Source organism: Bacteroidales bacterium, assembly GCA_041671145.1.
In the GTDB taxonomy this organism is placed as follows: Bacteria; Bacteroidota; Bacteroidia; order Bacteroidales; family JAHJDW01; genus JAQUPB01.
In genome coordinates, this window is the sequence record JBAZBZ010000004.1 from 105,114 (window position 1) to 128,138 (window position 23,025).

The 23,025-nt window shown below is 31.2% G+C and carries 20 protein-coding genes; 16 read left to right on the forward strand and 4 right to left on the reverse strand.

Going from position 1 to position 23,025, the window contains the following annotated elements; all coding sequences use genetic code 11:
- Positions 1-36: 36 nt before the first annotated feature.
- Together WC223_02570 and WC223_02575 are read left to right on the forward strand one after the other, a co-directional pair.
- Complete coding sequence (locus tag WC223_02570) at positions 37-1,173, forward strand: glycosyltransferase (protein MFA6923113.1); 1,137 nt, start codon at positions 37-39, stop codon at positions 1,171-1,173.
- A complete protein-coding gene (locus WC223_02575; protein MFA6923114.1) occupies positions 1,166-2,302 on the forward strand; it encodes a glycosyltransferase family 1 protein in 1,137 nt (378 codons plus the stop codon). The genes WC223_02570 and WC223_02575 overlap by 8 nt, the downstream gene beginning before the upstream one ends.
- On the opposite strand, the gene WC223_02580 is transcribed toward WC223_02575, so the two are convergent.
- Together WC223_02580 and WC223_02585 are read right to left on the reverse strand one after the other, a co-directional pair.
- The gene (locus WC223_02580) at positions 2,276-2,986 is read right to left on the reverse strand and encodes an ATP-binding cassette domain-containing protein (GenBank protein ID MFA6923115.1); all 711 of its coding nucleotides are present in this window, start codon (positions 2,984-2,986) and stop codon (positions 2,276-2,278) included. The two genes, WC223_02575 and WC223_02580, sit on opposite strands and share 27 nt — an antisense overlap.
- Positions 2,983-4,422, reverse strand: coding sequence for a DUF5723 family protein (locus WC223_02585; protein ID MFA6923116.1), 1,440 nt, complete (start codon positions 4,420-4,422; stop codon positions 2,983-2,985). Before WC223_02585 ends, WC223_02580 begins: the two co-directional genes overlap by 4 nt.
- Positions 4,423-4,570: 148 nt before the next feature.
- On the opposite strand from WC223_02585, the gene WC223_02590 reads away from it, so the two are divergent.
- Positions 4,571-5,455 (forward strand): radical SAM protein, encoded by an 885-nt coding sequence (locus WC223_02590; GenBank protein ID MFA6923117.1) that lies wholly within the window; start codon positions 4,571-4,573, stop codon positions 5,453-5,455.
- Positions 5,456-5,599: 144 nt separating this feature from the next.
- Here the strand turns inward: WC223_02590 and WC223_02595 are convergent, their stop codons facing one another.
- Complete coding sequence (locus WC223_02595) at positions 5,600-6,319, reverse strand: (Fe-S)-binding protein (GenBank protein ID MFA6923118.1); 720 nt, start codon at positions 6,317-6,319, stop codon at positions 5,600-5,602.
- Positions 6,320-6,568: 249 nt separating this feature from the next.
- Between WC223_02595 and WC223_02600 the strand changes: the two genes are divergently transcribed.
- A complete protein-coding gene (locus WC223_02600) occupies positions 6,569-7,261 on the forward strand; it encodes a YjjG family noncanonical pyrimidine nucleotidase (GenBank protein MFA6923119.1) in 693 nt (230 codons plus the stop codon).
- 46 nt (positions 7,262-7,307) lie between these two features.
- A complete protein-coding gene (gene nspC, locus WC223_02605) occupies positions 7,308-8,450 on the forward strand; it encodes a carboxynorspermidine decarboxylase (protein ID MFA6923120.1) in 1,143 nt (380 codons plus the stop codon).
- Positions 8,451-8,533: 83 nt separating this feature from the next.
- Here nspC and folK read toward each other — a convergent pair whose 3' ends face one another.
- Positions 8,534-9,016, reverse strand: coding sequence for a 2-amino-4-hydroxy-6-hydroxymethyldihydropteridine diphosphokinase (gene folK, locus WC223_02610; protein ID MFA6923121.1), 483 nt, complete (start codon positions 9,014-9,016; stop codon positions 8,534-8,536).
- A gap of 202 nt (positions 9,017-9,218) precedes the next feature.
- Here folK and sppA point away from each other — a divergent pair, with 202 nt between their 5' ends.
- The 11 genes from sppA (at position 9,219) to WC223_02665 (ending at position 22,978) form a co-directional block, all read left to right on the forward strand.
- Positions 9,219-10,988: a signal peptide peptidase SppA gene (gene sppA, locus WC223_02615; GenBank protein ID MFA6923122.1), complete on the forward strand. Its 1,770-nt coding sequence runs from the start codon at positions 9,219-9,221 to the stop codon at positions 10,986-10,988.
- Between the two features lie 52 nt (positions 10,989-11,040).
- Positions 11,041-12,528: a cysteine--tRNA ligase gene (cysS, locus tag WC223_02620; protein ID MFA6923123.1), complete on the forward strand. Its 1,488-nt coding sequence runs from the start codon at positions 11,041-11,043 to the stop codon at positions 12,526-12,528.
- A gap of 27 nt (positions 12,529-12,555) precedes the next feature.
- Positions 12,556-13,560, forward strand: a complete 1,005-nt coding sequence (locus WC223_02625; protein MFA6923124.1) for a M28 family peptidase — start codon at positions 12,556-12,558, stop codon at positions 13,558-13,560.
- 99 nt (positions 13,561-13,659) lie between these two features.
- Positions 13,660-14,376, forward strand: coding sequence for a monofunctional biosynthetic peptidoglycan transglycosylase (mtgA, locus tag WC223_02630; GenBank protein ID MFA6923125.1), 717 nt, complete (start codon positions 13,660-13,662; stop codon positions 14,374-14,376).
- Between the two features lie 304 nt (positions 14,377-14,680).
- Positions 14,681-16,168, forward strand: a complete 1,488-nt coding sequence (rpoN, locus tag WC223_02635; GenBank protein ID MFA6923126.1) for an RNA polymerase factor sigma-54 — start codon at positions 14,681-14,683, stop codon at positions 16,166-16,168.
- A 55-nt stretch (positions 16,169-16,223) separates the two neighbouring features.
- Positions 16,224-17,195 carry an AAA family ATPase gene (locus WC223_02640; protein MFA6923127.1) on the forward strand — a complete coding sequence of 324 codons (972 nt, stop codon included), beginning with the start codon at positions 16,224-16,226 and terminating at the stop codon, positions 17,193-17,195.
- A 44-nt stretch (positions 17,196-17,239) separates the two neighbouring features.
- A complete protein-coding gene (locus WC223_02645) occupies positions 17,240-19,339 on the forward strand; it encodes a TonB-dependent receptor (protein ID MFA6923128.1) in 2,100 nt (699 codons plus the stop codon).
- A gap of 12 nt (positions 19,340-19,351) precedes the next feature.
- Positions 19,352-20,146 carry an MbnP family protein gene (locus WC223_02650; protein MFA6923129.1) on the forward strand — a complete coding sequence of 265 codons (795 nt, stop codon included), beginning with the start codon at positions 19,352-19,354 and terminating at the stop codon, positions 20,144-20,146.
- Positions 20,147-20,298: 152 nt separating this feature from the next.
- Positions 20,299-21,267: a GDP-mannose 4,6-dehydratase gene (locus tag WC223_02655; protein ID MFA6923130.1), complete on the forward strand. Its 969-nt coding sequence runs from the start codon at positions 20,299-20,301 to the stop codon at positions 21,265-21,267.
- 18 nt (positions 21,268-21,285) lie between these two features.
- The gene (locus WC223_02660; protein ID MFA6923131.1) at positions 21,286-22,509 is read left to right on the forward strand and encodes an FprA family A-type flavoprotein; all 1,224 of its coding nucleotides are present in this window, start codon (positions 21,286-21,288) and stop codon (positions 22,507-22,509) included.
- Positions 22,502-22,978: a nucleoside deaminase gene (locus WC223_02665; GenBank protein ID MFA6923132.1), complete on the forward strand. Its 477-nt coding sequence runs from the start codon at positions 22,502-22,504 to the stop codon at positions 22,976-22,978. Before WC223_02660 ends, WC223_02665 begins: the two co-directional genes overlap by 8 nt.
- Positions 22,979-23,025: the final 47 nt, after the last annotated feature.

Here is a 23,025-nt window from a genome sequence, read left to right on the forward strand (position 1 = left end):
GTTAATAATTTATAATTTTATACAAAATTTATAATATTGAAAAAAGCAATAGTATCGGTAACAAATGATTTATCAACCGACCAGAGAGTTGATAAAGTTTGTTTATTTTTAACAAAACTTGGTTTTGAAGTTACTTTAATCGGCAGAAGAAAAAAAAATAGTTTGCAGCTTGAAAAGAGGCAATACAAAACCGAAAGAATGTTGTTGTTGTTTGAAAAAGGACCTTTCTTTTATGCCGAATATAATATTCGTCTTTTCTTTTTTTTATTAAGAACCAAATCCGATTTGCTTGTTTCAAACGATTTGGATACGTTGCTTGCAAACTATTTTACAAAATTAATTAAACGTTCCGATTTTGTTTACGACACTCACGAGTATTACACAGGCACACCCGAACTTGCAAACAGACCTTTTGTAAGAAGCATCTGGAAGAGGATTGAAAAAAGTATTTTCCCAAAATTAAAATATGTTTTTACCGTTAATCAGTCAATTGCCGATTTGTATAAATCGGAATACGGAATCGAGCTGAAGGTTGTGAGAAACATACCTTCCAAATCATTGAAAGAAAAATTGAATTTTAATATTTCTCAAGAGAAAAAGAAAAGCGAATTTGGATTACCAGTAAATAAAAAAATAATTTTACTTCAGGGAGCGGGAATAAATATCCAAAGAGGCGCTGAAGAAGCCGTACTTGCAATGAATTATATTGACGAAGCAATATTGTTGATTATCGGAGATGGGGATATTTTACATTTATTAAAAAAAATGGTTAAAGAAAATAATCTTACCAAAAAGGTTATTTTTATTGACAAACTTCCGTATTTAAAATTACTTGAATATACAATTCTTGCTGATATCGGGTTGACTTTGGATAAAGATACAAACATAAATTATAGATATAGTTTGCCAAACAAATTATTTGATTATATTTATTGCGAAGTACCTGTTCTTGCTTCATCTTTGATAGAAATAAAAAACATTATTGAAAAATATAATATTGGTAAAATTATTGAAACACACGAACCCCAACATATAGCATCAAAAATAAAGTCAATGCTCAATAATAATGGAAATATAAAAAAATGGAAAGAAAATCTCAAAATTGCTGCAAATGAACTTTGTTGGGAAAATGAAGAAAAAGAATTATTAAAAGTTTACAGTCAATATGTCTGAAAAACATCTACATATAATTTCTTTTGATATTCCTTACCCACCTTATTATGGAGGTGTAATTGATATTTTTTACAAAATAAAATATTTGTCTGAAGAAGGAATAAAAATTCATTTGCATTGTTTCGAATATGGAAGAGGTGAAAAAGGAAAGCTTGAACAATATTGCGAAACCGTTAATTATTACAAAAGAAATACATCAATTTTTAAACATTTAAGTTTTAAACCATACATTGTAAATTCAAGAATTTCGGAAAAGCTTATTCAAAATCTTTTGAAAGATAACTATCCGGTTTTATTTGAAGGATTGCATACATGCGGAATAATAAGCGATACAAAATTTAAAAACAGATTTAAAATTTTCAGGGAAAGTAACATCGAGCATCATTACTACAAGCAACTTTGTAAATCGGAAAGAAATATTTTAAAAAAAATATTCTTTTTTATTGAAGCATTGAAGTTGAAAAGTTTTGAATCAATTGTAAGATATGCCGATTTATTTCTTGTTGTTTCAAAAGAAGATGAAAAATATTTTAAAGAAAAATATCCGGCAAATAAAGTTGTTTATTTACCATCATTTCATCAGAATAATGGAGTTAACTCTGTTACAGGTTTTGGTAATTATGTTTTATATCATGGAAATCTCAGTGTACCGGAAAATATAAGTGGTGCAGAATACATAATCAATATTTTTAAAGATTCAGATGTAAAACTCATAATTGCGGGTTTAAATCCCCCCGAATTTTTAAAAATTAAAATTGCAAATTGCAAAAACATTGAATTGTTTGCAAATCCATCAGAGGAAGAAATGAATGAACTTATAAAAAATGCACATATAAATTTTCTTATTACATTTCAGGAAACCGGATTAAAATTAAAACTGCTGAATGTTTTATTTTTGGGAAGACATTGTCTTGCTAATTTTGAAATGCTTGCAGGTACAGGTTTATATGATTTGTGTGAAATTAAAAATTCCGAAAAAGAATTCAGAGAAGAAATCACGGAATTGATGAAAAAAGAATTCACAAAAGATAAAATCGAAAAAAGAAAGCAAATACTAAATAAAAACTTTTCAAATTCTGAAAATATAAAACTTCTTATTAGTTTAATTTTCAATTGCAGGAGCTACTGATGTTTCAAAAATTCTTCCGTTTTCGCATTTTAAAGTTCTTGCGGGAAATTTTGTAAACAAAGGATAGTCGTGGGTTGCCATTAAAACGGTTCTTCCGGTTTTATTAATATCAAATAAAATATTTACTATTTCTCCAGAAGTTTCCGGGTCAAGATTTCCTGTAGGTTCATCGGCAAGAATAATTTCAGGGTCGTTTATTAATGCTCTTGCAATGGCAACTCTTTGCTGTTCTCCGCCGGAAAGTTCATGTGGCATTTTAAATCCTTTGGTATTTAATCCGACTTTTGTCAACACGTCTTCCAATCGGGCTTTAATAAGATTTTTATCTTTCCATCCGGTAGCTTTCATAACAAAAATAATATTATCGTTAACTGTTCTATCCATCAATAACTGAAAGTCCTGAAAAACTATACCAAGTTTTCTTCTTAAAAAAGGTATTTCTCTTCTTTTAATTTTTTTCAAGTCATAACCCACAATACTGCTATTGCCATCGTATAAATCAATATCTGCATATAAAGTTCGCAGCAAAGTTGTTTTTCCTGTTCCTGTTTTACCTATCATGTAAACGAATTCACCCCGTTTGATTTTAAATGTAACATCAGTTAAAATCAAATTAAATTTATGTGATATTGTTGCTTTGTTAAATTCAATAACAACATCGAGAGACATTGTGATTTCTGTCATAAAAGAGTTCTTTTAAATTTTCTGCATTTATAAAATTTTTGTATTTTTGTTTTAAAGTTTTTCCAACCCTCACCTTTTCCGCAACTTCCTTTTGCAAAATTAATTTTTAATGAAAAATATAAATCAAGTCCTGTAAAATCATTAAAACTGAGGAGTCCGCCGAATTTATCGGTTCCAATAGTAAGGTTAAATAATCTCACTGAAAATCCCCACCGCGGATAAATATAATCATAAAGTGATAAAGGTAAATTCACTTCAAACCATCTTCTTTCATATCTCGGAGTAAATGAAATTTGCGAAGGTCTCCGTACAAAAGCATTTCCGAAGTTCAAACCCTGAACTAAAGTGCTATTGAGGTACCAGTATTTTCTGTATTTATAATCAAACTGAACTGAAACACCTTTGGGCATACCGAGATTGAATTTGTTTGTTTTTGTAATTTGATTTCCGAATCCATTAAGTAAATCTTCGTCAAAACTGTTTTTGCTGGAAATTTTTTGTATATTTACAAAAGTGGTTGTTCCATTATTAATGACATATTTTGTTGCATTATTTTTAAAATTAATTGCACCGATATCAAGAAATGACAATCCTATTTTATAAATATAATCTCTATATTTTTGTTCGCAGAGTTTTTTAAATTGCATGGTTGATTCACTCGGTTTCTTTTCATAAGTAAAGCCAATATCAAAAGCAAAGCCGCTGCCGTTGAAAGCATGTGCATTTGTAGAGCCGTATTGTGCTTTAAGATTATTCATTACTAAAGTTGTATCATTTGGAACATTGTATTTGCAGCCATAATCGTTTAAATAAATACCCATAATGCCCATTTCTTTTTTAACAGTAATTCCGCCGGAAAAAAAATTCATATTCTCTGAATAAAAAATATACGCATAACTAAAAGCAATTTCACCCCACAGCAATCCTGCCATTCTTAGTTTATCCATATTATAATTAATATTTTGCTGAGGAGTATAGCGCAAACCATCATAAATAAATTTTGCAATATGGTAAGGAACATGATTAATACTGATTGCTGACCGCACTCCTTCATAAAATCCAAAGGCATGTCTGCCGATACAAACCATCGCAGAAGGACCATTCACGCGGAGATTTGCAAACAGGAATTTATCTCTTTTGTTATAATAATCAAGAGTTACTTTATTATTTTGAACTTTCAAATTCGGATTTTTGCTGAAAAAGCTCGGAAAATAATAATTTCTTTTATCCAGATAAATATAATTGTTTTGAACAAAAATATTGGCTGTAACTATTGAAATATCAAGATAAAGCTTTGAATCAACCATCGAACTCGGATTAATAAGAGTTCCATTAATACCGGCATAGTTGCTATTTACCATCCCAAGCATTTCCTGAGCTTTAGAATGAAAAATACTTAAAAAAATAAATATCAATATAATTATAATTTGCCTCAATAGCGTATTTTTACCAATGATTTTACGAATATAATAATTTTAAGTTTTAATTTAATTGCAAAAATACAAATATAAAAGATGATATTTAATCTGTAAATCTGTGGATTTTTATTTTTATTAATTTTAAATTTGTGTCTTATTCTGAAAAATGATTGAACTATTAGGCAGTTGCAAACTTTGTCCGCATAAATGTGGAATTGACAGGTACAAGCAAACCGGTTTTTGTAATTGTTCTGAAAAAATTCTTATAAATACTTATCATTTACATCGTTGGGAAGAGCCAATAATAAGTGGTAACAACGGCAGCGGAACAATATTTTTTTCGGGATGCAATTTGCAATGTGTATTTTGCCAGAATTTTAAAATAAGTCATTACAGATATGGTGAATTATATGATATTGCTGAATTAAGCAATATTATGCTTGAACTTCAGAATAAAAAAGCACACAATATAAATCTTGTTACACCCACTCATTTTTCTTTACAAATAAAAGAAGCAATAATTACCGCAAAAAATAAAGGACTTGAAATTCCTGTTATTTGGAACAGCAACGGTTATGAAGAAGTTGAAACTCTGGAAATGCTTGACGGGTTAATAGATATTTATCTTCCCGATTTTAAATATTTTGATTCCGAACTGTCGCTGAAATATTCCGGTGCAGCCGATTATCCAATAAAAGCTAAAGATGCAATAAAAGAAATGTTTCGGCAAGTGGGGAATATAAAACTGAAAAATAATATTGCTTTAAAAGGATTATTAATAAGATTGCTTGTATTGCCCGAAAATATTAATGGCATAGAAAATATAATGAAATGGATTTTTGAAAATATAGGAAACGAAGTTTTCATAAGCCTGATGGGGCAATATTATCCAACGCATAAAGCAAAATTATTTCCCGAAATAAACCGCTCAATAACAAATAAAGAATATCAATTTGCAATTGAACAAATGGAAAAATATGGATTTGAAAATGGTTTTATGCAGGAAGTAGGCTCAAGTGCAAATTATACGCCGGATTTCGAAGAAAGTTAATTGTTAATTGTAAAAAAATTAGTACAATAGCTAAATTGTTGATTGATTTACAATTTTAGAATTAAAAATATCGAATGTCGAAGTTTTTACTAATGACTGTTTACTTTGAACTAAAAACTAGAAACTGAAAACTATTTTTCAAAGTTACAATCCCGAAGCTAAAATATCAATAACGTGAATAGTTCTAATTGGCAGTTTATTTTTTTTGATGTAACTTTCAAGGTGCATTAGGCATGAGGCTTCGGTGGAAACAATATATTCCGCACCTGTTTTTATGGCATTTTCTATTTTTTGCTGAGCCATTGCCGTGGAGATAGGTTCATTTTTCACCGAAAAAGTTCCGCCAAAACCGCAACAGGTTTCCGATTCTTCCATTTCAATTAATTTTAATCCCTTTATTTTCCCGAGCAAAGTACGTGGTTGCATTTTTATTCCGTATTCGCGCAATGCAGCGCAGGAATCGTGGTATGTAACAGTTGCATAAAATTCAGAACCCAAATCGGTAACATTTAAAACATTTACAATAAAATCGGTTATTTCGTAAATATTTTTCTGTATTTGCTTGTATTCGTTATGAAGTGCAGTGTTATGAAATAATTCGGGATAATAATTTTTCACCATTCCAACGCATGAAGCCGAAGGAGCGACAATATATTTGCTGTTTGCAAATTCTTTAATAAATTTTTCTCCGATTTTTTTGGTTTCATCCCAATATCCGCTGTTAAAAGCAACCTGTCCGCAGCATGTCTGCTCCGGATTATAATTAACTTCAATGCCCAATTTCTCAAGAATCTTTACCATGTTGAAAGCGGTCTGAGGATAAATCTGGTCAATAAAGCAGGGTACAAAAATATCTACTGTCATAAAATGAATTTTCGGTTTACAAAGTAACAAAATAAGTTTATTAAAATGAATTCCACAGAAATATTATTTTTGCAGGAGAGTTTGTCCAAAATGTCCGATTTCTTCGTTACTCTCGTTTTACAAGTCAGTCAATTACTTCAGTAAACTCCTGACTTGTAAAACTTCGAAAGCCTCGAACTCAGACATTCTGAACCAAACTCTCACCATTAATTATGGACTGACAAATAAATTTTATCAGAATAAATTAAAATGAAATATAAACATCTTTTTTTCGATTTAGACCGAACTATCTGGGATTTTGAAAGTAATTCGAATGAAAATTTCAATTATATTTTTGAAAAATATGAATTGAAAAAAAAGGGTATTCCTTCGGTTAAAATATTTCAGGAAAAATATCAAACATACAACGCGATGCTTTGGGATTTTTATAAAAAAGGGCAAATTCCTAAGGAAGTTCTTAAAACAAAAAGGTTTGAGCTAACACTTCTCGATTTTGGAATTGATAATTATTTAATGGCTGTTGATATTGGCAATGATTATGTGGAAAACCTCACGAATAAAACTTATGTTTTTCCAAATACTTTTGAAGTTTTGAATTATCTGCACAAAAAATATGAACTTCATATTATCACAAATGGTTTTGATGAAGTTCAGTTTAAAAAAATAATTTCGAGTAATCTTAATAAGTATTTTAAAAACATTATAACTTCTGAAGAAGCAGGTGTAAAAAAACCTGACCCGAAAATATTTTTAACTGCACTCGAAAAAGCAAATGCTAAAGTTGAAGAATCGCTTATGATTGGTGATGACATGGAGGTTGATATTATTGGAGCAAGAACAATGGGAATAGACCAGGTGCTTTTTAATCCCAATGAAATTAAACATAATGAAACAATAACTTACGAAATAAAAAACTTAAAAGAACTAATGGTTATTTTGTAGTACTTTCCGAAAGTTTTGTACTTTCGGAAAGTTAAAAATAAATAAAATGAATATTGATTTAAAACAAATCCCTTCACCCTGCTACGTTATAGAAGAACGCCTGCTCAGAAAAAATCTTGAACTTATAAACAAAGTTCAGAAAGAAGCAGGTGTAAAAATAATTCTTGCACTGAAAGGTTTTGCAATGTTCAGCACTTTTGGAATTGTTAAACAATATCTCGAAACATGTACTGCAAGCTCGTTCAACGAAGCCAAGCTTTGCAACGAAGAAATGAAAAGCAAAGCTCATCTATACAGTCCTGTTTATCTTGAAAATGAATTTGATGAATTGCTAAAGCTTTGCTCACACATTACTTTTAATTCACTTTCGCAATGGGAAAAATTTAAAAGTAAAGTTTTTTTAGTACCACAAAAAATTTCATGCGGATTAAGAATAAATCCCGAATATTCCGAAGTTAAAACTGATTTATATAATCCATGTATTGCCGGCTCACGCCTCGGCATAAGAGCAGAAAATCTCGGAAATAAACTGCCCGGAGGAATTGATGGTTTGCATTTTCATTCTCTTTGTGAAAATAATTCATACACTCTTGAAAATACATTAAAATCAGTTGAAGAAAAATTCGGACAACTCTTAAAGCAGGTAAAATGGCTGAACATGGGCGGAGGACATTTAATGACTCATAAAGAATACAATGTTCAACATCTGATTGATTTATTGAAAAATTTTAAAAATAAATATCCTAATCTTGAAATTATTCTCGAGCCCGGAGGGGCTGTTGGATGGCAAACAGGATATCTGGTTGCAACAGTTCAGGATATTATTGACAGCAAAGGAATAAAAGTTGCAATGCTCGATGTTTCGTTTTCCGCACACACGCCCGACTGCTTAGAAATGCCATATAAACCAATGATTCACGGAGCTACTGATATCACCGAAGGAAAACCAACTTATCGAATGGGCGGAATAACATGCCTCGCCGGTGATTATTTGGGTGATTATTCTTTTGCTCGGCCATTAAAAACAGGTGATAAAATTATTTTCGATGATATGATTCATTACACAATGGTGAAGACAACAACATTCAACGGCGTTGCTCATCCTTCAATAGGAATATGGACTGACGACAGTAAATTCAAGCTTGTGAGGAAGTTCGGATACGAAGATTATAAAAATAGGTTGTCGTAATATTTAATAATTCTACAAGCCCTGCAAGGGTTAAAAACCATTGCAGGGCTTGCGTTTGATTGGAGATAATAAATTTAAGCTTGTTATAAAAATTTTCTTACTGCTAATTTATCTTCACATTCCTCCAATAATTTTTTAATAGTTTTTTTTAAAACAGGATGAACAAAATCCCCAGCAATTTCGGCAAGTGGCACCAAAACGAATTTTCTTTTATGCAATAAAGGATGTGGAATTTTCAAGTTGTTTTTTTCAATAATCAAATCATCAGTAAATAAAATATCAACATCAATTGTGCGGTCAGTGAATTGTTTGGAAGAGCGAACCCTATCAAGTTTTTTTTCAATTAATAAAATATTTTCAAGAATATTTTCTGGAGATTTTTTTGTATCAATACAGGTAACCTGATTTGCAAATTTATTTTTACTTTTAAATCCCCAAGGTTCACTTTCGTAAACTGAAGATTTTAAAATTATTTTTCCAATATTTTTTTCAATTAAATCAATTGCTTTTTTCAAATAATAAAGCTTATCCCCAATATTGCTTCCTAAAATTAAATATGTTTTCATTTACAATTGCAAAAGTAATTTTTTATTCCGAATTTCTAATATCGAATAATTTGATGAATGACTAATTAACAATAACTTTAAGTACTCGAAGTACTTGAAGTACTCAAAGTACTTTTATTCTGTGGCTATTTTTTTTATAATATTTTAGGTAAATAAACCTCTTTTCACTAATATTGCAACAATAAACTTAAATCTTAATACTATGAAACAATTCTTTAAATTCATGTTTGCCTCTATGCTGGGCTTTTTCTTAACGTGGCTCATAATTGTGATAATTATGATTTCAATATTTGCAACTGCTATAACCTTTTCGAAAAACAATAAAACTGAAATTTCGAACAATTCGTTGCTATATTTAAAATTAGACCAACCAATTGAAGACAGAGCTGCAAATAATCCTTTTTCGAATTTTTCTTCTTTTTCAAATAAAAAAGCAATTGGTCTTAATGAAATTATAAAATGCATAAAAGCTGCAAAGAGTGATAAAAAAATAAAAGGAATATTTTTAGAATTGAATGATGTTCCTTCAGGAATTGCAACTGTTGAAGAAATACGAAATGCTTTACTTGATTTCAAGACATCAAAAAAATTCATAATAAGTTATAGCGAAGGATATTCACAAAAAGCATATTATCTGGCAACAACATCGGATGAAATAATTCTGAACCCTGAGGGAATACTTGCTTTCGGAGGCATCGGAGCAAGGTTGATGTTTTTCAAAGGTTCACTTGAAAAATTAGAAATAGAACCCGAAGTTATAAGACACGGGAAATTCAAAAGTGCAGTTGAACCATTTACACTTGATAAAATGAGCGATGCAAACCGTGAGCAAACAAAGGAATTTGTAAGTACAATATGGAACACTATTTTAAAAGGTATTTCGGAAACCCGTAAAATCAGTACCGAAGAACTTAATCTTATTGCCGACAGCTTAAAGCTTTCCAATGCCAATAATGCATTAAAATATAAAATGATTGATGCAATAATGTATAAAGATGAGGTTTTAGCGAAGATTAACGAAAAACTTAAAGTTGACAAAAATTCAAAAATTAAATTAATTTCAATTAACAGCTATTTACAATCTCCGCATGTTATTTCAAGTGTTGAAAGAAATACTAAATACGATAAAATTACTGTAATTTATGCTTCCGGCGATATTATCACAGGCGAAGGCGGAGATGATAATATAGGTTCTGAAAAATTTTCCAATGTAATTCGTGAAGCACGACTTGATAAAAAAGTTAAAGCTGTTGTACTGAGAATAAATTCTCCGGGCGGAAGCGCTTTAGCATCTGAAATTATTTGGCGTGAAATTGAGCTGACAAAAAAAATTAAACCTGTTGTAGTTTCTATGGGAAATGTGGCAGCTTCTGGCGGTTATTATATTGCATGTCCTGCCAATAAAATTATTGCACAACCAAATACCATTACTGGTTCAATAGGTGTATTCGGAATCCTTTTCAATACAAAAAAATTCATGAACAACAAACTCGGAATCACTTTCGATAATGTTAACACAAATGCTTATTCCGACATCGGTTCACCATACCGTCCTATTTCAAATTTCGAAAAAATGAAAATTCAAAATGAAGTTGAAAGAATTTATGATGTATTTTTAGAACATGTTGCAGAAGGAAGAAAATTAACCAAAGTTCAGGTTGATAGTATTGGACAAGGAAGAGTTTGGAGTGGCGTTGATGCTAAAAAAATTGGTTTAATTGATGATTTCGGCGATTTGCAAAAAGCAATTGAAATCGCTGCCGATTTGGCAAAACTGAAAAATTACAGAATCCAAACATTGCCAAAACAAAAAGAAGCATTTGAACAAATTATGGAATTGCTTAATTCAAGCGCAGAAACAAAAATTATGAAAAATGAATTAGGAGAATATTACAAATACATGCAAAACATGAAATCGATTTTAAGCATGGATAAAATTCAGGCAAGAATGCCGTTTATGGAAATTGAATGAAAAAAGTTTGTGGTTCGTAGTTTAAAAAACGAAGATTGAAAATTTAATACTGATGAAAAATAGGAAGATATATTTATACAATAGTTTATCAAAAAAGAAAGAATTATTTGAACCAATTAATTCGCCGTTTGTTGGAATGTATGTTTGCGGACCAACTGTTTATGGTGAGCCGCATCTCGGTCATGCACGTCCGGCAATTACTTTCGATTTGCTCTTTCGCTATTTGAATCATCTCGGATATAAAGTTCGCTATGTAAGAAATATCACTGATGTTGGGCATTTGGAAAATGATGCCGATGAAGGCGAAGATAAAATTGAAAAAAAAGCACGCACCGAAAAGATTGAGCCAATGGAGATTGCTCAATATTATACTGACATGTATCACGATGCGATGCAAAAATTAAATATCAAAAAGCCAAGCATTGAACCAAGAGCATCAGGTCATATCATTGAGCAAATAGAACTTGTAAAAAAAATTATTGACAACGGATTTGCTTATATTTCCGAAGGTTCAGTTTATTTTGATGTAGAAAAATATAACGAAAAAAATAATTACGGAAAACTTTCAGGAAGAATTCTTGACGACCTTATGGCTTTTACGCGCGAACTACAGGGAAAGCATGAGAAAAAAAACAGTTTTGATTTTGCACTTTGGAAAAAAGCAAGTCCCGAACATATTATGAAATGGGAATCTCCATGGAGTATTGGTTTTCCCGGCTGGCATCTCGAATGTTCTGCAATGGGCTCAAAATATCTCGGCGAATATTTTGACATTCATGGTGGCGGAATGGATTTACTTTTTCCTCATCATGAATGTGAAATTGCACAATCAGTTGCCGCCAACAAGAAAGACCCAGTAAAATATTGGATGCACAATAACATGGTAACCATCAACGGACAAAAGATGGGTAAGTCGTTAAATAATTTTATCACTCTTAATGAATTTTTTAACGGCTCTCATAGTGCATTGGAAAAGCCATACAGTCCAATGACAATCAGGTTTTTTATTTTGCAGGCGCATTATCGAGGCACAGTTGATTTTTCAAATGAAGCACTACAGGCATCGGAAAAAGCATTACATCGATTGTTTGCAAGCATTGAAACATTGAATAAAATTATTCCTTCATCAGAGTCGACAGTTAAAATAAAAGAACTGAATGAAAAATGTTACGAAGCAATGGACGATGATTTCAACAGTCCTGTTGTGCTTGCTAATTTATTTGAAGGCGTAAAAATTATAAATTCTGTGAACGACGGTAAAGAAAAAATAAATAAAAATGATTTGGAATTATTGAAAAATACATTCAATACTTTTATTTTTGATATACTCGGTTTGAAAGCAGAAGAAGCATCAACCAAAAATGAATTAACAGATGAACTGATGAATATTATTCTTTCCATTCGCCAGAATGCAAAGACAAATAAGGACTTTGCAACATCAGATAAAATAAGAGATGAACTTGCAAAATTAAATATCTCGATAAAAGATATGAAAGATGGAGCGGAGTGGAAGATGGGAAAGAATGGATTTACTAAATAAAACCAGTTAATTTTAAATTTTTAAATAATGAAAAATATTTTCAGAATAGTTGTAACGCTTGTAATTCTTGTGTATTTAACATCCTGCACCTGCAATAAAGAAAAACCTCAGACAAATAATAATGACACAACAAAAACAAAAAAAATAATAATTACTGCTGACTTCAACGCTGATTCTGCATACTTGTTTACAAAAAAGCAAGTTGATTTCGGACCAAGAGTAAATAATTCAAAGGCACATGATAAATGCGAAAAATATTTAACCGACAAATTAAAAGAATATACTTCCGATGTTATTGTTCAAAAAGCAAATGTTACTGCATTTGACGGAAAAATATTAAAATGCAGAAATATTATTGCTTCATTTAATTCAAGTTCAAATAACAGAATTGCTCTTTTCACTCACTGGGATTCGCGCCCTTTTGCCGACCAGGATACTGTTGACAAGAGCAAACCAATAGACGCTGCAAGTGATGGTGCAAGCGGTGTGGCAATATTAATTGAAATTGCAAGACAACTTAAAATGAAACAATCAAATGTTGGAGTTGACATAATTTTGATTGATGCCGAAGATTACGGGCAACCTGAAGACAGCAAATTTCCTAAAAAACAAGATACATATTGCCTTGGTGCGCAGTATTGGGCTAAAAATCCTCATAAGCAAAATTATACTGCAAATTTTGGAATACTCCTCGACATGGTTGGTGCAAAAGATGCAACATTCAGAATGGAAGGCGTATCGATGTATTTCGCAAAATCAGTAGTTAAAAAAATTTGGGACATTGCAAATGAAATAGGATATTCCGGTTATTTTTTATATGAAGGAGCCGGCGAAATTACCGACGACCATTATTATATAAACACTATAGCAAAAATTCCATGCATTGATATTATTCAAATTGATGCAAACGGAAGATTCGCAAAATACTGGCATACTCACAATGACAATATGAAAATTATTGATAAAAATACTCTTAAAGCAGTTGGGCAAACTTTGCTCGAAGTCATTTACCGTGAGGGAGAAGGAATTTAATTTATTTTATGGTTCTATAACGGATAATATGCGTAATAAAGTTTGCCACAGATTCTGTGATAAAATTTCATTTCGGGGAATTTCTTTTATTTTTATATCATGACAAAAAGAAAAATCAAACTTCCAAAAAGCTTAATAAACTTCCTAAAATTTATAAGAATTGCAGTAGTTGTATTTTTTATTGTCAGCATTTTATGTGTTATACTTTTTCGTTTTGTAAATCCGCCAATTACACCATTGATGGTAATAAGAACAATGGAAGTAAAATCTAATAACGAAAAAAATACAATAAATAAAACATGGGTTTCAATTGAAAATATTTCTCCGAATCTTGTGCAGGCAATAGTTACTTCGGAAGATCAGAGTTTCACTCATCACTGGGGTTTTGATTTTAATGCAATTCGGAAAGTATATGATATGAATAGCAGCAACAAGAAACGTGGTTTACGCGGAGCCAGTACAATTTCTCAACAAACGGCAAAAAATGTTTTTCTCACTCCCAGTCGTACATGGCTTAGAAAGGGTTTTGAAGTTTATTTCACTGCTTTAATAGAATTGTTTTGGTCGAAAAAAAGAATTATGGAAGTATATCTTAATATTATAGAGCTTGGAAATGGAATATATGGAGTTGAAGAAGCATCACAATATTATTTTCATAAATCCGCAAAAAAATTAACAAAATACGAAGCGGCTTCGATAGCTGCAATAATTCCTAATCCGAGAAATTGGTCGCCAGTTAAGCCAAATGCAAGAGTTGCAAGAAGAACTGCCTGGATTTTTTATATGATGGATAGAATTGAGAGAGTTAAATTTTAAAATAATAAAATTTATTAAGTTTATAACAATGAAAGGTAATGTTCTGTTTGAAAATTTTTCTTTACGTCAATTATTACTGGAATTAGCAAAAATAAAATCACCATTATTGACAATTATGCACCTATTATAAGCGAAATATTAAAAAACAACGTGAAATTCTGCAATCTATGGGCGTTAATCTTAATTATAGTTATTAACATTTTTTCTTCAATTTAGGATTTAAGTGATTTGTGAAAAAATTTCTACCTTTGAATTTCAATTATTAAACATTAAAATGATTATTAAAAAAACTGAACAAGAATAAATGCTAAACCAGAGATTACAACAAAAGCTATTACAAAAACTATCTCCTCAGCAGATTCAACTGATGAAACTGTTGCAAATTCCTACTATATCACTTGAACAAAGGATAAAACAGGAAGTTGAAGAAAATCCTGCCCTCGAAGAAGGAAAAGAAGATGAAGAAGAACAAAATGAAACTGACGAATTTTCCGATATGGAGGGCGAAGATAATGCTCCGGAAGAGAATAGTGAAACTGAAAAGGAAACTGAAAAGGATGAATTTAATTTGTCCGATTATGTTGATGAAGATGAAATTCCATTGTACAAAACATCCGTCAATAATGTTGCTTCTGATGATGAAAAAAAAGAAATTCCATTTGCTTCGACAATAAGTTTTCAGGAAAATCTTTTAAGTCAGCTTGGGCTCAAAAATCTAGATGAACGCAAACATATAATTGCCGAAACAATTATCGGAAACATTGATGATAGCGGATATCTGCAAAGAGAACTTTCAGCAATTGTAAATGATTTGGCATTTTCTCAAAACATAACGACTGATGTTAAAGAACTTGAAGAATTATTGAAAATTATTAATGATTTTGAACCTTCAGGAGTTGGAGCAAGAAACCTTCAGGAATGCCTTCTTATTCAACTTGAACGAAAAGAGGGAAAAAATAAAAAAACAAATATTGCAATTCTCATAATCAAAATATGTTTTGAGGAATTTACAAAAAAACATTACGAAAAAATAGTAAAAAAACTTGACATCACTGACGAAGAACTTAAAGAATCCATAAAAGAAATATTAAAACTAAGCCCGAAGCCGGGTGATGCTTTTGATAGCCAGAAAACCATTCAGTATGTTATTCCCGACTTTTCCATTTTCAATAATAATGGAACCCTTGAACTGACATTAAATTCAAAAAATGCTCCTGAGCTGCGATTAAACAGAGCTTACACAGATATGGCTCATGAATATAATAATACAAAAAATAAAAATAGTGATAAGGCAAAAGAAACATTAATGTTCGTGAAGCAAAAGATTGAAGCAGCAAAATGGTTTATCGATGCAGTAAAACAAAGACAAAACACTCTTTATAATACAATGGAAGCAATAATGAATTATCAATATGAATATTTTATTGATGGCGACGAAACAAAACTGAAACCAATGGTTTTAAAAGATATTGCCGACATTGTGAATTACGACATTTCAACAATTTCAAGAGTTGTAAACAGCAAATATGTTCAAACAAATTTCGGAACAATATTTCTTAAAAATTTATTTTCCGAATCATTGCATACCGACAGCGGTGAAGACGTTTCAACAAAGGAAGTGAAAAAGATTTTACGGGATTGCATTGAAATTGAAAGCAAGAAAAAACCTTTGACTGATGAAAAATTAACAACTATTTTGAAAGAAAAAGGTTATAACATTGCCCGAAGAACAGTAGCCAAATACCGTGAACAACTTAATATTCCCGTTGCACGAATGAGGAAGGAATTGTAAATAATGATTGGAAAATAAAAAGGTTGTAAAAATTTTGAATTGAAAACTGAAAACCATGAACTACAAATCTGACGTGGAAGCAGTAAATGCTTTTAATGTAAAATTTAAAGAACTGAGAAGCGAAATTGCAAAAGTAATTGTCGGACAGGATGAAATTGTTAAAAGTGTTTTAATTTCAATATTTGGAAACGGACATTGTCTTTTAGTTGGTGTTCCCGGACTTGCAAAAACATTACTTGTTAGTACAATTTCAAAAGTTTTAGGATTAAACTTCAGCAGAATTCAGTTTACTCCCGACTTAATGCCTTCAGATATCATAGGAACCGAAATACTTGACGAAAACAGAAAATTTAAATTTGTTAAAGGATCTTTGTTTGCAAATATCATTCTTGCTGATGAAATAAATCGTACTCCACCGAAAACGCAATCGGCTTTACTCGAAGCAATGCAGGAAAGAGCAATAACTGCGGCGGGAACAACATATCAGCTTGACAAGCCATTTTTTGTTCTTGCAACACAAAATCCTATTGAGCAGGAAGGAACATATCCTCTGCCCGAAGCACAACTCGACAGATTCATGTTCAATGTTTGGCTCGATTATCCCACGTTTATACAAGAAAAAGAAATTGTAAATCAAACAACATCCGATTACGAAGCAACTTTAAATAAAATTCTCAACGCTGAGGAAATAGTATATTTTCAAAATCTCGTAAGAAAAATTCCCGTAAATGATAACATTGTTGATTATGCTGTAAAGCTTGCGCATAAAACAAGACCCGGAAAAGAAACTGCTCATGAAATTTCAAATGAATATGTTTCATGGGGTGCAGGACCCAGAGCTTCGCAGTATTTAATTATCGGAGCAAAATGCCATGCAATTATTAACGACAAATATTCTCCCGACATTGAAGATGTGAAAGCCGTTGCATTGCCAATTTTGCGGCATCGCATAATCCGCAACTACAAAGCCGAAGCCGAAAATATTACTGTTGAAAATATTGTTGATGAAATTATGAAGAGTTTGTAAAAAATAATAATTAATAATTTTAAAATCTTATAAACTTTTTATCCATGAAAAATATATTAATATCAATTTACTTATTATTAATTCAGTTTTCTGTTTTCTCCCAGTTCCCGAAAGACACCGTAAAACTTAACGAAGTTGAAATAAAAGACCAAAACATTTCTTTTATAAAAAATGAAATTAAAAGCGAAGAACTTAAAAATATTGCTATACACGATATGGGCGATTACCTTCGTTCTGTTCCTAATGTATCGGGAGTAAAAAAAGGCGGAACATCAATCGACCCTGTTGTGAGGGGATTCAGAGCAAATCAAATCAGCACTCAAATTGATGACGGAATAAAAATTGAAGGCGGCTGTCCAAACAGGATGGACCCAGCCACATCGCGCATAGAAGCTGAGGAACTTGATAAAATAGAAATTATAAAAGGACCTTTTGCTTTAAAATATGGACCTGCAATGGGCGGAGTTGTTAATCTTGTTAGTGAAAAACCAAAGCCGTTTGATAAAAACCAAATTCATGTTAAATTGTTTTCGGGTTTCGAAAGCAACTGGAATGGTTACAAAGAGCAATTAAGTTTTTACGGTGGAGGCAAAAAAATATATTATCTCTTAACAGGTGGATTTAGAAATTACGGTAGCTACAAAGATGGCAACGGAAATACAGTAAATTCTTCATTCAGCAAATATAATTATTCGGCAAAAGTTGGTTTTATTCCAAAATTAAATCATGATATTTTGTTTACTTACAAAGAAATTCATTCATTTGAAGTAATGTATCCCGCATTACCAATGGACGAACTCGCCGATGATACAAGAATAATGGCGATTGATTACCATATAAAAAAAATTTCTAAAAAAATAAATTCGGCAGAATTTAAAATTTATAATTCCAATGTTACCCATACAATGGATAACAGCGAACGCTCAAATTATAATTCCATTGTTCCGCCTTATGCGGCTATGATGAAAATGAATGCCGAAGTTAATGCAATAAATACAGGTGGTAAAGCCGAGATGAATATTAATGTTGGAAAAAACAATATGGCTCTTGGAGTTAATTATGAAGATATAAGAAAAGATGGCGAAAGAACAGCCAGAATGGTTAATAATATGATGGATAATAAAACGAAAATGATTCTGTGGGATAAGGCAGTTATTCAAAATTATGGAATATACAGCGAATATAAAAGCACTGATGTTATTTTTGCAGTGCGATTTGATTATAATATGGCAAATTCCGAAGATACTTTGAAAATTATAAAAGAGTATAATACTTATTTCGATAATCCCCAATCGCACCATTTTAATTTCAGTATGAATTTCTGCATCAATAAGGAAATTACACAAAACCTGACAGCAGGAATAGCTCTCGGCAGGGGAACAAGAAGTCCGAATATGCTCGAAAGATATATTAAATTCCTGACTGTCGATTACGACAATTATGATTATCTGGGAAATCCGCAATTGAAACCCGAAACAAATAATGAAGCCGATTTTACATTAAAGTATAAATCGAAAAAAATTGGTAATGCATATTTCAATATTTTCTGTTCTTATGTTCAGAATTATATTACCGGAACTATTCTGGCACCGTCAGTTGCAACGCCAAAAACAACGACGGCAATAGGAGTAAAGCAATTTACAAATGCTGACTTTGCAATTTTCAAGGGGTTTGAATTTGGATATAATTCTCCCGATACCTGCAAATTTGGCTTGGAATTAACCGCATTCAGAACTATAGCCGCAAGGAAAGATGTTGTGAAATATAAATATTTTTGTGAGCAAGTAGTAGGAAAAACAACTTTGAGTAAAGATGCTTTACCCGAAATTCCACCACTTGAATCAACAATGACTTTATCATATAAGCTTTTAAAAAATAAACTCATATCAAAAGCAAGCATAAGGGTAATTGCCGAACAAGACTACGTTTCAAAAGCATATTACGAAAAAAGAACTCCGTGTTTCGTGCTTGCAAATTTTTCTGTAAGTTATAAATGTAATAAAAATATTAATTTTTCTGCCGGTGTAAATAATATTTTTAATAAAGCATATTACGAACACCTGAACAGAAGAATTCTCGGAAGTACCCATAGATTATATGAACCCGGAAGAGTTGTTTTTGCAAATCTTTTAATAAATATTTAAATATCCCGAAAAATGAAATTGCTTAATATATTGACAATAGTACTTTTTTCATTTTTCATTTTTGTAAATAGTAATTGCCATAAAGAAAAGCCAATTCCCCCTGCTGAAAACGGAAAAATAATTTTCAAATTTGCTCATTATGTTAATGGGCAGCCGTTGCAGAAAGATACAATGAAATATGTTAATGCTGCCGGAAATCCGTATAAAATAAATGAATTAAAATATTTTGTTTCGGAAGTTACACTTTATAAAAATGACGGAACAAAAAAAATAATTAAAGATTGGGTGGAAATTTTTTATATTGATATTGACGTTTCCTCAACTTTAACATGGAATGTTTACGATGATATTCCCGCAGGAAATTACGATTCAATAAATTTTGTTTTCGGAATCACACAGGAAAAAAACAAGTCATTTTTGTTTATCAATCCTCCCGAATCTAACATGGCATGGCCCGATATGCTTGGCGGTGGCTATCATTATATGATGCTCAATGGTAAGTGGAAAGATACAAATAATGTTATTCAAAATTTCAGATGCCACCTTGGAATCGGGAAAGATACTACAGGCGGTAATACTACATTTATACAAAATTACTTCACAGTTAACTTGCCCAATTCTTCATTTTCAATTTCCAAAAATCAAACAAGAGAAATTCAAATCGTGATGAATATTGAAAAATGGTTTGAAGGTGCTTATACTTTTGATTGGAATCATTACGGAGGTGATATAATGGAAAATCAGGAAGCAATGAACAAAATTGCAAAAAACGGAAAACATGCTTTTTCTCTGGAATATATTCATTAACCCCAAATAAGCCGGAAAATTTTTAAATTTAAAATTTGCCACAGATTGAAAAATTATTTTTTTTAATCTGTGAATCTTTGGCGTTTATTTTTATTGTAATTTTTATAAATATTTATTTTTATAAACACTATCTTTGCAATAAAATTCAGAATTTGAAAACATATTTAGTTACTGGCGGAGCGGGCTTTATCGGAAGCCATTTAATTGATAAGCTTCTGGCTGATGAAAGCCACAAAATTATTTGCGTTGATAATTTCAATGATTTTTATGAACCGCAGGAAAAAAGAAACAATATTGCACATCATCTAGGAAAATCAAATTTTATTTTAGCTGAAGGTGATATTAGCGAGAGGGAATTTATTACAAAAACCTTTCAAAATACAAAACCGGATGTTGTCATTCATCTGGCTGCAAGAGCAGGAGTTTTACCGTCAATAAGCAATATTGATGAATATTATCAAACGAATGTATTGGGAACGATGAATATTCTCTATGCAATAAAAAATCAGATTCCAGAAAAATTCATTTTTGCTTCTTCAAGTTCTGTTTATGGAACAAATAAAAAAGTTCCGTTTTCAGAAGAAGATGCTTTAATAAATCCTGCTTCTCCTTATTCTGCAACTAAAATCGCTGCCGAAGCTATTTGTCGCGTTTATACCAATATGTATGATATTAAAACAATTATATTGAGATTTTTCACTGTTTTCGGTCCTCGCCAGCGTCCCGATTTGGCAATAAGAAAATTTATTGAAAAAATATTGAAAAATGAAGAAATTGTCTTATACGGCAATGGTGAGAGTGCGAGGGATTATACATACGTTGATGATATTATAAATGGAATAACAAATGCGATTGAATATAAAACCGAAAATTGTGAAATTTTCAATATTGGTAATTCTACTCCTGTTAAATTAAATAAATTAGTAAAAATAATTGAAGATAATCTTGGAATAAAAGCTAAGATAAAACACACTGATATGTCGAAAGCAGATGTGCCAATAACTTTTGCTGACATCACAAAATCAAAACGAAAATTAAATTATAATCCCGAAATAAAATTGGAGAAAGGAATTAAAAAAGAAATAGAGTGGATAAAAAAAGTCGTAAGTCATAAGTCGTAAGTAAAAAGTATTTTTTATATGGATAATAAAATTTTAGAAATAACAAAAGATGTAAAATGGATTGGTGTGTTAGACCCTGACATCAGAACTTTTGATATAGTGATGGAAACCAAATACGGCACCACTTATAATTCATATTTTATCAATGCCGATAAAAAAACAATTGTTGAAACTGTTAAAGAAAAATTTGCAGATGAGTATCTTGATAAAATAAAAAGTGTTGTTAATCCCGAACAAATCGAATATATTATTGTTAATCACACAGAACCCGACCATACAGGCAGTGTAAAACATTTACTTAAAATTGCACCGAATGCTAAAATCGTGGGAAGCGGTAATGCCATCAGATATCTGACCGAAATTATCGGACATGATTTTCCGAATATTGTTGTCAAAGAAGGTGATGTTATTGATTTGGGGAACAAAATAATTAAAATTATTGGAGCACCCAACCTACACTGGCCCGATACAATTTACTCATATCTCGAAGACGATAAAATTTTATTTACCTGCGATTCTTTTGGAGCGCATTATTGTAACGAAGCCATGTTCGACGATTTGATTACCGATTATGATGATGCTTTCAAATATTATTTTGATGTCATACTTCGTCCTTTTAGTAAATTCATGCTGAAAGCAATTGAAAAAATTAAACCACTTGAAATTAATGCAATTTGCACAGGTCACGGTTCAATACTTCGCAGCAATTGGAAAAAGTATGTTGATTTATCTGAAGAATATTCAAGGAAATACATGGAAACAATAAATCCCGAAGTGGAAAAAATTCTGGTTGCTTATGTTTCTGCTTACGGTTTCACAGGTGAAATAGCAAAGGCAATAGCCGAAGGAGTTAGTCAGATTGAAGGTTTTGATGTGGAAGTTTTAGATATAGAAAAAATTGAACTGTCGGTTTTGAGTTCAAAAATTGAGCAATGTAAAGGTCTATTGCTTGGTTCTCCGACTATAAATCAAAATACATTAATGCAGATTTATAATTTTCTTGCATTAATAAATCCGTTAAGAGACAGAGGAAAACTTGCCGGAAGTTTCGGTTCTTATGGATGGAGCGGTGAAGCACCAAAAATAATTGATGTTAATTTGCGAAATTTAAAATTTAAAGTAGAATTAGAACCGTTGGCTATAAAATTCAGACCTAATGCAGAAATTAAAATTAAATGCATTGAATTTGGCAAGGAATTTGGCAGGAAGATGCTTGAAAATAAAAATGCGACAAATGAATAAATCGGAAAATGAATTTATAACTAAAGCCATAAAATTATCAATTGAAAATGTCAAAAAAGGCAAAGGAGGTCCTTTTGGTGCAATCATTGTGAAAAACAATAAAATTATTGCAAGAGGAACAAATATTGTAACTTCAACGAATGACCCTACTGCACATGCCGAAATTATTGCAATTCGAAAAGCGTCAAAAAAATTGAATGATTTTAATTTAAGCGGAAGCGAAATTTACACAAGCTGCGAGCCATGTCCTATGTGCCTTGCAGCGATATACTGGGCGGGAATAAGCAAAATTTATTATGCTGCTTCAAAAGAGGATGCAGCAAATAATGGTTTTGATGATAATTTTATTTATTGCGAAATGGCAAAAACGGAAAAAGATAGAAAGTTGCAAATACATCAATTATCACGTGACGAAGCATTGGTTGCATTCAAAGAATGGCAAAACAAAAAAGATAAAATAATGTATTAGTAAATTTAATATTTCAAAAACTTTTATTGTTTTTAAGTTCTCATATA